This window comes from Peptostreptococcus anaerobius 653-L, assembly GCF_000178095.1.
Lineage (GTDB): Bacteria > Bacillota > Clostridia > Peptostreptococcales > Peptostreptococcaceae > Peptostreptococcus > Peptostreptococcus anaerobius.
Window position 1 is genome coordinate 23,321 of the sequence record NZ_ADJN01000059.1, and the last position, 12,039, is coordinate 35,359.

Consider the following 12,039-nt stretch of genomic DNA (forward strand, 5'->3'; position numbering starts at 1 on the left):
CAAGAATTATTCTTCGCTAGGCTTTAATCTTAGTTCAAGTTCTTCAAGCTTGTGTATTACTTCTTCAAGAGACTTCTTACCAAGGTTTCTAACCTTCATCATATCGTCTTCAGACTTGTTAGATAGCTCTTCAACTGTGTTGATACCAGCTCTCTTTAGACAGTTATATGATCTAACAGACAAGTCTAATTCTTCTATTGTCATTTCAAGGACTTTTTCTTTCTTGTCCTCTTCTTTTTCTACCATTATTTCTACATTGCCTACGTGCTCAGTTAGGTCAATGAATAACTTCAAGTGTTCATCTAATACTTTAGCAGCTAAAGATATACCTTCCTGAGGATTGATACTTCCATTTGTTAAAACTTCAAGTGTTAGTTTATCAAAGTCTGATCTTTGACCAACTCTAGTATTTTCAACATGATAGCTTACCTTTTCAACTGGAGTATAGATTGAATCAACAGGTAATACTCCTATTGGCATACTTTCCTTTTTATTTTCTTCAGCTGAAATATATCCTCTTCCCTTATTTACATAGATTTCCATGTTTAGCTTTGCACCTTCGTCAAGTGTTGCTATGTGTAAGTCTTTGCTCACTATGTTTACTTCAGGAGGACATATTATGTCTGATCCCTTGACTTCACAAGGACCAATCGCCTGAATTCTTAATACTTTAGGTTCTTCATCGTCTATTGTAGCTGATAATTCTTTTAGAGAAAGTATTATTTCTGTTACATCTTCCTTAACACCAGGAACAGTTGAGAACTCATGAAGTACTCCATCTATTCTTATAGCGTATACTGCTACACCTGGTAGAGAAGAAAGGAGGATTCTTCTAAGTGCATTACCTACTGTAATACCGAAACCTCTCTCTAAAGGTTCAACAACAAATTTTCCAAATCTATAATCTTCGCTTAATTCGACAATATCAACTTTTGGCTTTTCTATTTCTATCATGGATAAACCCTCCTATACATATATTGGTCCACTGAGGGTGAAATACCTCAAACACTACACTCTTCTTCTCTTTGGTGGTCTACAACCATTGTGTGGTATTGGAGTGACATCCTTTATCATTGTAACTTCAAGACCAGTAGCCTGAAGAGCTCTTATTGCAGCTTCTCTTCCTGAACCAGGTCCCTTTACAAATACTTCAACAGTCTTTAGACCGTGTTCCATTGCTGCCTTAGCTGCTGTTTCAGCTGCCATCTGTGAAGCAAATGGAGTAGCCTTTCTTGATCCCTTAAATCCTAACTGTCCTGAAGATGCCCAAGATATTGCATTACCATGTACATCTGTCAATGTTACTATTGTATTGTTAAAAGTAGACTGTATATGTGCATGTCCACGTTCTATATTCTTACGTTCTCTTCTTCTAACACGCTGAACGACTTTCTTATTGCCTTTTGCCATAATATTTCCCTCCTTTTACTGTAATCTATATTTACTTCTTCTTCTTACGAGATACAGTCTTTCTAGGACCTTTTCTTGTTCTTGCGTTTGTCTTAGTTTTCTGACCTCTTAGAGGTAAGCCCTTAGCATGTCTCATACCTCTGTAGCACTTTATATCTCTTAGTCTCTTTATGTTTAGTGATATTTCTCTTCTTAAATCACCTTCAACTAGATAATCTTCATCTATTATCTTTCTAAGTACGTTTACTTCATCATCAGAAAGATCTTTAATTCTAGCATCTTTGCTTATACCAGCCTTAGCTAATATTTCATTTGAAGTAGCTCTACCTATACCATATATATATGTTAAGCCTATTTCAGCTCTTTTTTCTCTAGGTAAGTCTACACCAGCTATTCTTGCCATATTCGCACCTCCTACGTTTACTTAGTATATCTAATATCTATATACCGTAACTGCTTAACCCTGCTTCTGCTTATGCTTTGGGTTTTCGCATATTACCATTACTTTACCTTTTCTCTTTATAACCTTGCACTTTTCGCATATTGGTTTTACAGATGGTCTAACCTTCATTATTTATCCCTCCTCAGACTAATAAATAGTCTACTTCTTACGCCAAGTTATTCTTCCTCTCGTAAGATCATAAGGGGAAAGCTCTATATTCACCTTATCGCCTTCGAGAATCCTTATGAAGTTCATTCTTAGCTTTCCAGAAATATGGCACAATACTTCGTGACCATTTTCTAATTTAACTTTAAACATTGCATTAGGTAGAGTTTCTGAAACTGTACCTTCTAGTTCTATTACATCTTTTTTGGCCATTAATTAACCAAACCTCCATTTCACAAGTTAAGTATCTACTTTAACTCATACAACTTTGCCCTTAAATAAGAATCTGTTATTTTATCGTTTTTAAGCAATGATTGCCTAACTTCCTCATCAATAAAGTTGCTTATATTCAAATGCTTTATCTTTTTTAGTTTTGGTTTGTCCAGCTTCCTGCTCTTACCGTTTACGATCAAGACGTATTTTTCATCCACAATCTTGGATATGAAAAATGCCTGTCCCTGGTCTCTTCCGCAAGAAGCTATGACTAACTGACCTACATTTAAATCACTTGATAGCATAACACACCTCCCGTTCGGTTTGTGAAGCCATCATAATGCTCCTCTTTTTCTTACCGTAAAAGTGATTACTTCCACGGTAAACCAATTGTCTTCAAACAGGGCCCGATTCAAATCCCACATCCTTTTGCAATTGGTGGTAAATACAAATCTTAAAGAGCCTTCGGTTTTAACTAAGCCAATGCAGCTTTAATATCTTCAAAAACCTTATTTATGTCCTGAGCACCATCTATATCAGCTATTATGCCCTTTTCAGTATAGTAGCTAACAAGTGGTTTTGTTTCAGATAAATAAACATTTATTCTATTAGAAACTGTTTCTTCGTTGTCATCCGGTCTCTGAGTAAGAGCGTTTGAACAAACATCACAAACACCTTCCTGCTTACTTGGATTGAATTTAACATGGAATGTAGCTCCACATGTCTTACAAATTCTTCTTCCACAAGCTCTCTCAACTAGTAGTTTAGGATCAACTTCAATGTTTACCACTTTATCTAAGCCTATGCCGTTTTCAGATAGATATTTGTCTAGGTATTCTGCCTGAAAAATATTTCTAGGGAAACCATCCAACATAAATCCGTCCTTACAATCTTCTTCTGAAAGCCTTGATGCTACCAAACCGCATGTTAGCTCGTCTGGAACTAGCTGTCCATTGTTGATGTATTCCTGAGCCTTCTTACCAAGCTCTGTTCCTTCTTTAATGTTCTTTCTAAAAATATCTCCTGTTGATATGTGTGGTATCTTGTAGCTGTCTACTATGTTGGCAGCCTGTGTACCCTTACCTGCACCAGGAGGTCCAAGTAAAATTATTCTCATATTTATCATCTCCAAAATTATTTTAAGAAACCTTGATAATTTTTCATTACAAGATTTGATTCTAACTGTCTCTTTAACTCAAGTGCAACACCAACAACGATTAGTAGTGATGTACCACCAAGGTTCATAGGTATCTGCATATAGTGAGTTATTAGGGCTGGAACCATGGCCATGATGCCTAGGAAGGCAGCTCCCACGATAGTTAGCTTTGAAAGTATGCCATTTAAATACGTTTCAGTTGGATTACCCGGTCTTATTCCCGGTATAAATCCACCACTATTTTTCATATTCTTTGCTATGTCTTCAGTATTGAATGATATTGTATTATAAAAGTATGAGAACAGTACTATAAGCACTATTTCTATAGATCTATATGTCCAAAATCCTCTATCTGTTGACATATTGAATAGATTATTTACAATAGCCTGCATCTTAGGTCCACCAAGAAGAGCTACAGTCTGTGGAAGCGCAAGTATTGAACTCGCGAATATGATAGGCATAACACCTGACTGGTTAACCTTCATAGGTATATGAGATGAATCTCCACCGTACATTTTTCTTCCGACAACCCTCTTTGCATACTGTACTGGAATCTTTCTAGTAGACTCATTGATGAATGTAACACCCGTTATTGTAATCAATATAACCACAACAAGAACTGCTATCGCTGGCCACTTTATGATTCCCTGTGAAGTCTTCTGTGATATTGCTATTATATCTATTGGTGTCCTTGATATGATACCAACAAATATTAAAACAGAACTTCCGTTTCCAAGTCCCTTTTCAGTAATCCTATCTCCAAGCCACATTACCATCATACTGGCAGCTACCAATGTAATGATAACAGTGAATATAAAGAATGGACTGTTTACCTTTAGGGCTCTTCTAACAATACCTAATGTTATACCTATTGCCTGTATAACTGCAAGACCTAACGCTGTAAATCTAGTGTATTTATTTATTTTCTTTTTACCTTCTTCACCAGACTTCTGTAGTTCTTTCAAACTCTCGAAACCTGCTGTAAGAAGCTGAATAATGATTGATGCTGTGATGTAAGGACCAATACCTAGAGCAAATATAGTAAAGTTACTGAATGCTCCTCCAGAAAACATGTTGTATAACCCTAGTAATGAGTTATTAGCAACCATGTTTTTGATTATAGATGTATCTATACCAGGTACTGGAATTGTTGTACCCATCCTAAACACTATAATCATCAAGAAAGTAAATACTAGTTTCTTTCTTATATCTTTTATCTGTAATGCCTGCTTAAATTTGTTTAACATAATCCAATCACCTCCACATCATTAGAAATGATTAAACTTCTTCTACTGTTCCACCAGCAGCTGTAATCTTTTCCTTAGCTGATGCAGTAAACTTTGCAGCCTTAACTGTAAGAGCCTTATCTATAGCACCATTACCTAAAATCTTAAGTCCGTCCTTTTCAATCTTAGCTATTGTCTTATTCTGCTTTAAGAATTCTGCTGTGATTTCTGTTCCAGCTTCAAACTTGTTAAGAGTTTCAACGTTGACTTCTGTGTATTCTTTCTTGAATATGTTAGTGAAACCTCTCTTAGGCAGTCTTCTTGCAAGTGGCATCTGTCCACCTTCGAATCCTACTCTAACTCCTCCGCCTGATCTTGACCACTGGCCCTTCTGTCCACGACCAGATGTCTTACCCTGACCAGTCGCAGTACCTCTACCTAGTCTTCTCTTCGCTTTAACAGCTCCCTTGGCAGGTTTTAACTCATGTAACTTCATTATGTCGCACCTCCTTCTCTTTCTATTTCTATTATTCTGCTATCTCAGTTACTTCAACAAGGTGACTAACCTTGTTTATCATTCCTCTTATCTGAGCGTTATCTTCCTTTACTACTACTGATTCTCTCTTCTTTAATCCAAGAGCTTCAACGTTCTTTCTCTGATTAGGAGTAGTTCCTATAACGCTTCTAACTAACTTTATCTGTATCTTAGACATTGTGAAACCTCCTATTTATTATCCAAGCAGTTCTTCTACTTTTTTACCTCTTAATCTTGCAATTGATTCTGCAGTCTTAAGACTCTTTAGTCCTGCTATTGTTGCGTTTACCATGTTTCTTGGGTTGTTTGAACCAGTTGACTTAGCTCTAACGTCCATTACTCCAGCAAGTTCTAGTACGGCTCTGACTGGACCACCAGCTAGGACTCCTGTACCTTCCTTAGCAGGCATTATAAGGATGTTACCTGCACCAAAGTGACCAACAACTTCGTGTGGTACTGTAGTTCCAACTCTTGGTACTACTATTAGGTTCTTCTTTGCATCTTCAACAGCCTTCTTTATAGCATCTGGAACTTCCATTGCTTTTCCTGATCCGATACCAACGTGTCCGTTTGAATCTCCAACTACAACTAGTGCTGCAAATCTGAAGTTTCTACCACCTTTTACAACCTTAGTAACACGTCTAACTTCTATTACTCTCTCTTCTAAATCGAATTGAGTTGCATCTATAGGTTTACTATGTAGCATATTCTTCCTCCTTTATTAATTAGAACTTAAGACCAGCTTCTCTTGCGCCTTCAGCTAGCTCTAAAACTCTACCGTGATAAATGTATCCACCTCTGTCGAATACAACTTCTGTTATACCCTTTTCAGCGGCTTTCTTTGCTACTAATTCTCCAACTTTTCTAGCAGCTTCTTTATTTCCTGTGTATGATACTGCACCCTTGATTGCTTCATCTAGTGAAGAAGCAGATACAAGTGTAACTCTGTTAGCATCATCTATTATCTGAGCGTATATATTCTTTGAACTTCTGAATACACAAAGTCTTGGTCTTTCAGCTGTTCCTGTTACTTTCTTTCTTACTCTCTTATGTCTAGCAACTCTGTTTGCGTTCTTATCGATTTTCTTGAACAAAGTACTCACTCCTTTCGTTAATTATTACTTCTTACCAGTTTTACCTTCCTTACGGATGATAACTTCATCAGCATACTTAAGACCCTTGCCCTTGTATGGCTCTGGCTTTCTCCATGCTCTAATCTTAGAAGCGTAATTTCCAACCTTCTGCTTGTCTATACCCTTTACGATTATTTCAAACTGGTTTGGTACTTCAACAGTTATACCTTCTGGATCTTCCATTTCTACTGGATGTGAGAAACCTAAGTTCATAACAAGTGTCTTACCCTGCTTTGCAGCTCTATATCCAACACCCTTTACTTCTAGCTTCTTTTCGTATCCTTCAGACACACCTATTACCATGTTGTTTATAAGTGTTCTTGTAAGACCGTGAAGACTCTTATGCTTCTTGTTATCAGTAGGTCTTTCAACTACTACTGTATTTTCTTCCTTCTTTATAGCCATATCCTGACTGAATGTATTTGTTAATGTTCCCTTCGGACCCTTTACAGTTACTACGTTTCCTTCACCTATAGTTACTTCAACGCCTGCAGGTATCACGATTGGCTTTAAACCTATTCTTGACATTATTACACCTCCTTACTCTACGAAATAATTACCAAACGTAGCAGATTACTTCTCCACCTACGTTATTTTCTCTTGCCTGCTTGTCAGTTAATATACCGTTTGATGTAGATATCATTGCAATACCTAGTCCGTTCAATACCTTTGGTACATCAGCTGCTGATGCATATATTCTCATTCCCGGCTTAGATATTCTCTTTAATCCTGAGATTACTCTTTCACCTTCCTGTGCATACTTAAGCTGTATTCTTATTATTCCCTGCTTACCATCTTCGATTACGTCATAACCTCTAATGAATCCTTCTTCAAGAAGTATTCTAGCTATTTCTTTCTTTATATTAGAAGCCGGAACATCAACAGTTTCATGCTTTACAGTGTTAGCATTTCTAACTCTTGTCAGCATATCTGCGATTGGATCTGTCATTGTCATAATAAAACCTCCTTCCGATTTATCTTAATCTTACCAACTTGACTTTCTTACACCAGGTATTTCACCCTTGTATGCTAGTTCTCTAAAGCATATACGGCAAATTCCGAAATCCTTTAGTACTGAATGTGGTCTACCACATATTGTGCATCTTGTGTATTCTCTTGTCTTATATTTCTGCTTTTTCTGCTGCTTTACTATCATCGCTTTTCTAGCCACGTGAATTCCTCCTTTACCTACTTAGAAAATGGCATTCCTAATAACTTTATTAGTTCACGAGCTTCTTCGTCAGTCTTAGCTGTTGTTACGAAGATTATGTCCATACCTCTAACCTTATCAACCTGATCGTAAACTATTTCTGGGAATATAAGCTGTTCCTTAACTCCTAGTGCATAGTTACCTCTTCCGTCGAATGAATTAGGGTTAACACCTCTGAAGTCTCTAACTCTTGGTAGAGATACTGAAACTAATTTATCCATGAAATAGAACATCTTGTCACCTCTTAGTGTAACTTTTGCTCCTATTGGCATACCTTCTCTTAACTTAAAGTTTGCTACTGATTTTCTTGCCCTTGTTGTTACTGGTTTCTGACCAGCTATCTTTTCTAGCTCTTCGATAGCTTTTTCTAGGGCCTTAGCGTTATCCTTAGAATCGCCAGCTCCCATGTTTATTACTATCTTATCAAGCTTAGGTATTTCCATTATATTCTTATATCCGAATTTCTCCATTAGTGCTGGAGCAACTTCTTTATTGTATCTTTCCTGTAATCTTGAAGCCATTACATGTCCTCCTTTCGTCTAGTTATTTCTATAATTCTTTACCGCTCTTAGCAGATACTCTAACTTTCTTTCCGTCTTTAACTTCGTATCTAACTCTAACGCCAACTCCTGCTTCTGCATCAAATGGCATAACATTTGATATATGTATAGGAGCTTCCTTTGTTGTTATTCCACCCTGCTGGTTTGTAGCAGATGGCTTGTTGTGCTTAGTTACAACGTTTATTCCTTCAACTAGAACCTTATCGTTCTTAGCATCTACGCTTAGTACTAGACCCTTCTTACCTTTGTCCTTACCTGCTATAACTACTACAGTGTCGCCTTTCTTTACACGCATCATTTGTCTATTGCACCTCCTCTAATTATAGTACTTCTGGAGCAAGTGATACGATCTTCATGAAGTCTGCATCTCTTAACTCTCTCGCAACAGGTCCAAATATACGAGTACCTACTGGTGTCTTATCGTCCTTTATAATAACTGCAGCATTTTCATCAAATGAAATATAGCTACCATCGTTACGTCTCATACCCTGCTTGCTTCTAACTACAACAGCTTTTACTACTTTACCTTTTTTTACAACTCCGCCTGGTGTTGCACTTTTAACTGTTGCAACTATTACATCACCTACGTTAGCGTACTTTCTCTTACTTCCGCCAAGAACACGTATGCATAATAGTTCTCTAGCACCTGAATTATCAGCTACTTTTAAACGTGATTCCTGCTGTATCATCGCAATTCCTCCTTCTTGTAAAACTATTTTACCTTTTCAACTACTTCAACAAGTCTGAATCTCTTGTCTTTTGATAAAGGTCTAGTTTCCATTATTCTTACTCTATCTCCAATGTTGCACACATTCATTTCATCATGAGCCTTGTACTTCTTTGTTCTCTTTACACGCTTATTGTAAAGTGGGTGTCTAACGAAGTCTTCACAAGCAACAACTATTGTCTTGTCCATCTTATCGCTAACAACACGGCCAACTCTAACTTTTCTTCTGTTTCTTTCTTCCATGTCTATAAAGCCTCCTTTTTCCAATATTAAGCTCTAGCTTCGTTTAACTTTCTTTCTGCAAGAACAGTCTTAACCTTTGCTATGTCTCTTCTAACAGTCTTTATTCTAGCTGTATTCTGTAACTGACCAGTAGCTAATTGGAATCTTAAGCTAAATAATTCACTCTTGAATTCGTCTAACTTTGCTAGCAACTCTTCACTTGTTAAATTTCTTAATTCTTTAGCTTTCATCCTATTCACCTACCTTCTCTAAATCTTCTTTCTTAACAAACTTACACTTGATAGGTAACTTATGAGCTGCAAGTCTCATAGCTTCTCTTGCCTTTTCTTCTGAAACTCCTGCAAGTTCAAACATTACTCTACCTGGCTTTACTATTGCTACCCAATATTCTGGAGAACCCTTACCAGCACCCATACGAGTTTCTGCAGGCTTTCTTGTTATTGGCTTGTGTGGGAAGATTTTGATCCAAACCTGACCACCTCTTTTGATATATCTTGTCATCGCGATTCTGGCTGCTTCTATCTGGTTAGAAGTTATCCATGAAGGCTCTAGGGCAACAAGTCCAAACTCTCCGTAAGTTACTTTATTACCTTTATTTGCCTTACCAGCTAAGCTTCCTCTGTGTACTCTACGACGCTTTACTCTCTTTGGCATTAACATGAGTTGTTTCCTCCTTCCGAACTAATTAGTCCTGCTTTGCTTCTCTTTTTGAAGCTCTAGGACCTCTATTGTTACCTTTTCTGTCGTTATTTCTGTTTCCTCTTCTGTCGTTTCCTCTGCCGTTTCTCTTGTTATCTCTTCCATTTCTCATTTCGGCTCTCTTTTCTTCTCTTTCAGTTGAAAGATTTCTGCCTGGAAGGATTTCACCGTTACAGATCCAAACCTTGATACCTATCTTACCATAAGTAGTGTTTGCTTCAGCAAATCCGTACTCTATATCAGATCTTAATGTCTGTAGAGGTACGTTTCCTTCTGAATATCCTTCAGTTCTAGCCATTTCAGCTCCACCTAGTCTACCAGAAGCACTAACCTTGATACCCTTAGCACCAGACTTCATTGTTCTACCAACTGCCTGCTTCATAGCTCTTCTGAAAGCAATTCTTCTTTCTATTGCCTGTGCTATGTTTTCAGCAACTAGCTGAGCATCTCTGTCTATGTTTCTTACTTCGATTATATTAAGTATAACTGTCTTACCAGTCATCTTTTCTAATTCTTTCTTTAGAGCTTCGATTCCAGCTCCTCCCTTACCTATTACAACACCTGGCTTTGCAACATGTAAGTCCATCTTTACTTTGTTAGCTGATCTTTCTATTTCTATCTTAGCAAGTCCTGCTGAGTATAATTCTTTCTTTAAATGCTTTCTAAGAACATTATCTTCCTTGATGAAAGCGCCGAACTCTTTTTTATCGTTAGCGAACCATCTTGAGTCCCAATCTTTAATTACACCAACTCTTAAGCCGTGTGGATTTACCTTCTGACCCATTTGTGTCCCTCCTTCTTATTAATTTTCTCTTTCCTTAACAACTACCTCTATGTGAGATGTTCTTTTTCTGATTGCTGTTGCTCTACCCTGTGCTCTAGGCATGAATCTCTTCATTGTAGGTCCCTGGTTTGCAACTATATGTGATATGTATAATTTATCTGCGTCCATTTCGTGGTTATTTTCAGCATTTGCAGCAGCAGACTTTACTGCCTTTGCAACTATTTCAGATGCGTATCTTGGTGTAAACTTAAGTATTGCTAATGCTTCATTCACGTTCTTTCCTCTAACTAAGTCGCATATCTGTCCAGCTTTTCTAGATGATACACGAACGTATTTAGCTGTAGCCTTTGCTTCCATTCTTATTCCTCCTTTCACCTTCAATTAGTTATTTTCTCTTTGAAGATTTTTCATCGTCCTTGTGACCTCTAAAAGTTCTTGTAGGAACGAATTCTCCTAATTTATGTCCAACCATATCTTCTGTGATATATACTGGTATATGTCTTCTTCCATCGTGAACTGCTATTGTGTGTTCTACAAACTGTGGGAATATTGTTGAAGTTCTTGACCAAGTCTTGATTACTTCTTTATTTCCGCTAGCGTTCATCGCTTCAACCTTTTTAAATAATCCTGCATGGACAAAAGGTCCCTTCTTTGTTGATCTTGACATTAATAATCCTCCTTCCTGAGTAAATTAAATCTATTACTTAGTTCTTCTAGATACTATCTGCTTATTAGAAGCCTTGTTTTTCTTTCTAGTCTTGTATCCAAGAGCTGGTTTACCCCATGGAGTAACTGGTGATGGTCTACCGATTGGAGATCTACCTTCACCACCACCGTGTGGATGGTCATTAGGGTTCATTACAGAACCTCTTACTGTAGGTCTGATACCCATGTGTCTCTTTCTACCAGCCTTACCGATTACTTCGTTAGCGTATTCTACGTTACCAACCTGTCCAACAGTTGCTCTACAGTTATCCTTAACGTATCTTACTTCGCCTGATGGTAATCTAAGAAGAGCTCTTCCGCCTTCCTTAGCCATTAACTGTGCAGATGCTCCAGCAGATCTAACTATCTGGCCACCCTTTCCAGCCTTTAACTCTATGTTATGTACTAGTGTACCTACTGGCATGTCTCTTAATTCAAGGCAGTTACCTGGCTTGATGTCAGCACCCTTACCTGATAGTACTACTGTACCAACCTTTAATCCCTGAGGAGCTAGTATATATCTCTTTTCACCATCTGCATAGTTTAGAAGAGCTATATTAGCTGTTCTGTTTGGATCGTATTCTATAGTTGCTACCTTTGCAGGTATTCCATCTTTATTTCTCTTGAAATCTATTATTCTATATTTTCTCTTATTTCCGCCACCCTTATGACGTACAGTTATTTTACCATGAACGTTTCTACCAGCGTTCTTCTTTAACTTTACAAGAAGTGATCTTTCTGGCTTGTCTGTAGTAATATCATCTGACTTGTAAACTGTCATCTGTCTTAAGGCAGGAGAAGTAGGTTTAAACTTTTTAATAGCCATTATTT

25 protein-coding genes are annotated in these 12,039 nt (G+C 37.5%); all 25 read right to left on the minus strand.

Translation table 11 applies throughout. The features are described 5' to 3' along the window. Positions 1-6: 6 nt before the first annotated feature. Entirely contained in the window at positions 7-954 is a 948-nt protein-coding gene (locus tag HMPREF0631_RS07320) for a DNA-directed RNA polymerase subunit alpha (protein ID WP_002844184.1), read from the minus strand. A gap of 54 nt (positions 955-1,008) precedes the next feature. Then, complete coding sequence (gene rpsK / locus HMPREF0631_RS07325) at positions 1,009-1,410, minus strand: 30S ribosomal protein S11 (protein ID WP_002844204.1); 402 nt, start codon at positions 1,408-1,410, stop codon at positions 1,009-1,011. Between the two features lie 31 nt (positions 1,411-1,441). Beyond that, positions 1,442-1,813, minus strand: coding sequence for a 30S ribosomal protein S13 (rpsM, locus tag HMPREF0631_RS07330; protein WP_002844190.1), 372 nt, complete (start codon positions 1,811-1,813; stop codon positions 1,442-1,444). A gap of 54 nt (positions 1,814-1,867) precedes the next feature. After that, positions 1,868-1,981 carry a 50S ribosomal protein L36 gene (gene rpmJ / locus HMPREF0631_RS07335; RefSeq protein WP_002509257.1) on the minus strand — a complete coding sequence of 38 codons (114 nt, stop codon included), beginning with the start codon at positions 1,979-1,981 and terminating at the stop codon, positions 1,868-1,870. Between the two features lie 30 nt (positions 1,982-2,011). Beyond that, positions 2,012-2,230, minus strand: a complete 219-nt coding sequence (gene infA / locus HMPREF0631_RS07340; RefSeq protein ID WP_002844171.1) for a translation initiation factor IF-1 — start codon at positions 2,228-2,230, stop codon at positions 2,012-2,014. A 35-nt stretch (positions 2,231-2,265) separates the two neighbouring features. Further along, the gene (locus HMPREF0631_RS07345) at positions 2,266-2,535 is read right to left on the minus strand and encodes a KOW domain-containing RNA-binding protein (protein ID WP_002844222.1); all 270 of its coding nucleotides are present in this window, start codon (positions 2,533-2,535) and stop codon (positions 2,266-2,268) included. 170 nt (positions 2,536-2,705) lie between these two features. Beyond that, complete coding sequence (locus HMPREF0631_RS07350; RefSeq protein ID WP_002844174.1) at positions 2,706-3,347, minus strand: adenylate kinase; 642 nt, start codon at positions 3,345-3,347, stop codon at positions 2,706-2,708. Positions 3,348-3,364: 17 nt separating this feature from the next. After that, on the minus strand, positions 3,365-4,633 hold the full coding sequence (secY, locus tag HMPREF0631_RS07355) for a preprotein translocase subunit SecY (RefSeq protein ID WP_002844191.1): 1,269 nt from the start codon (positions 4,631-4,633) through the stop codon (positions 3,365-3,367). A gap of 31 nt (positions 4,634-4,664) precedes the next feature. Next, positions 4,665-5,108 carry a 50S ribosomal protein L15 gene (gene rplO / locus HMPREF0631_RS07360; RefSeq protein ID WP_002844181.1) on the minus strand — a complete coding sequence of 148 codons (444 nt, stop codon included), beginning with the start codon at positions 5,106-5,108 and terminating at the stop codon, positions 4,665-4,667. Positions 5,109-5,139: 31 nt separating this feature from the next. Next, positions 5,140-5,325, minus strand: coding sequence for a 50S ribosomal protein L30 (gene rpmD / locus HMPREF0631_RS07365; protein WP_002844211.1), 186 nt, complete (start codon positions 5,323-5,325; stop codon positions 5,140-5,142). A gap of 18 nt (positions 5,326-5,343) precedes the next feature. Continuing rightward, positions 5,344-5,853 (minus strand): 30S ribosomal protein S5, encoded by a 510-nt coding sequence (rpsE, locus tag HMPREF0631_RS07370; RefSeq protein ID WP_002844240.1) that lies wholly within the window; start codon positions 5,851-5,853, stop codon positions 5,344-5,346. Positions 5,854-5,872: 19 nt separating this feature from the next. Next, a complete protein-coding gene (gene rplR, locus HMPREF0631_RS07375) occupies positions 5,873-6,241 on the minus strand; it encodes a 50S ribosomal protein L18 (RefSeq protein ID WP_002844194.1) in 369 nt (122 codons plus the stop codon). Between the two features lie 24 nt (positions 6,242-6,265). Then, positions 6,266-6,808, minus strand: a complete 543-nt coding sequence (rplF, locus tag HMPREF0631_RS07380; RefSeq protein ID WP_002844197.1) for a 50S ribosomal protein L6 — start codon at positions 6,806-6,808, stop codon at positions 6,266-6,268. Between the two features lie 28 nt (positions 6,809-6,836). Then, complete coding sequence (rpsH, locus tag HMPREF0631_RS07385; RefSeq protein ID WP_002844225.1) at positions 6,837-7,235, minus strand: 30S ribosomal protein S8; 399 nt, start codon at positions 7,233-7,235, stop codon at positions 6,837-6,839. Positions 7,236-7,265: 30 nt separating this feature from the next. Continuing rightward, the gene (locus tag HMPREF0631_RS07390; protein ID WP_002844233.1) at positions 7,266-7,451 is read right to left on the minus strand and encodes a type Z 30S ribosomal protein S14; all 186 of its coding nucleotides are present in this window, start codon (positions 7,449-7,451) and stop codon (positions 7,266-7,268) included. A gap of 17 nt (positions 7,452-7,468) precedes the next feature. Next, positions 7,469-8,011 (minus strand): 50S ribosomal protein L5, encoded by a 543-nt coding sequence (rplE, locus tag HMPREF0631_RS07395; RefSeq protein WP_002844238.1) that lies wholly within the window; start codon positions 8,009-8,011, stop codon positions 7,469-7,471. A 28-nt stretch (positions 8,012-8,039) separates the two neighbouring features. Continuing rightward, positions 8,040-8,345 (minus strand): 50S ribosomal protein L24, encoded by a 306-nt coding sequence (gene rplX / locus HMPREF0631_RS07400; RefSeq protein WP_026333326.1) that lies wholly within the window; start codon positions 8,343-8,345, stop codon positions 8,040-8,042. A 25-nt stretch (positions 8,346-8,370) separates the two neighbouring features. Continuing rightward, a complete protein-coding gene (gene rplN / locus HMPREF0631_RS07405) occupies positions 8,371-8,739 on the minus strand; it encodes a 50S ribosomal protein L14 (RefSeq protein WP_002844210.1) in 369 nt (122 codons plus the stop codon). Between the two features lie 23 nt (positions 8,740-8,762). Further along, a complete protein-coding gene (gene rpsQ, locus HMPREF0631_RS07410; protein ID WP_002844202.1) occupies positions 8,763-9,020 on the minus strand; it encodes a 30S ribosomal protein S17 in 258 nt (85 codons plus the stop codon). A gap of 26 nt (positions 9,021-9,046) precedes the next feature. Further along, positions 9,047-9,250 carry a 50S ribosomal protein L29 gene (rpmC, locus tag HMPREF0631_RS07415; RefSeq protein ID WP_002844189.1) on the minus strand — a complete coding sequence of 68 codons (204 nt, stop codon included), beginning with the start codon at positions 9,248-9,250 and terminating at the stop codon, positions 9,047-9,049. A gap of 1 nt (position 9,251) precedes the next feature. Then, entirely contained in the window at positions 9,252-9,680 is a 429-nt protein-coding gene (gene rplP, locus HMPREF0631_RS07420; RefSeq protein WP_002844193.1) for a 50S ribosomal protein L16, read from the minus strand. Between the two features lie 25 nt (positions 9,681-9,705). Continuing rightward, entirely contained in the window at positions 9,706-10,503 is a 798-nt protein-coding gene (gene rpsC / locus HMPREF0631_RS07425; protein WP_002844172.1) for a 30S ribosomal protein S3, read from the minus strand. A gap of 18 nt (positions 10,504-10,521) precedes the next feature. After that, positions 10,522-10,860: a 50S ribosomal protein L22 gene (rplV, locus tag HMPREF0631_RS07430; RefSeq protein ID WP_002844245.1), complete on the minus strand. Its 339-nt coding sequence runs from the start codon at positions 10,858-10,860 to the stop codon at positions 10,522-10,524. A gap of 28 nt (positions 10,861-10,888) precedes the next feature. Further along, complete coding sequence (gene rpsS / locus HMPREF0631_RS07435) at positions 10,889-11,170, minus strand: 30S ribosomal protein S19 (protein ID WP_002844234.1); 282 nt, start codon at positions 11,168-11,170, stop codon at positions 10,889-10,891. 33 nt (positions 11,171-11,203) lie between these two features. Continuing rightward, positions 11,204-12,034, minus strand: coding sequence for a 50S ribosomal protein L2 (gene rplB, locus HMPREF0631_RS07440; RefSeq protein ID WP_002844183.1), 831 nt, complete (start codon positions 12,032-12,034; stop codon positions 11,204-11,206). Positions 12,035-12,039: the final 5 nt, after the last annotated feature.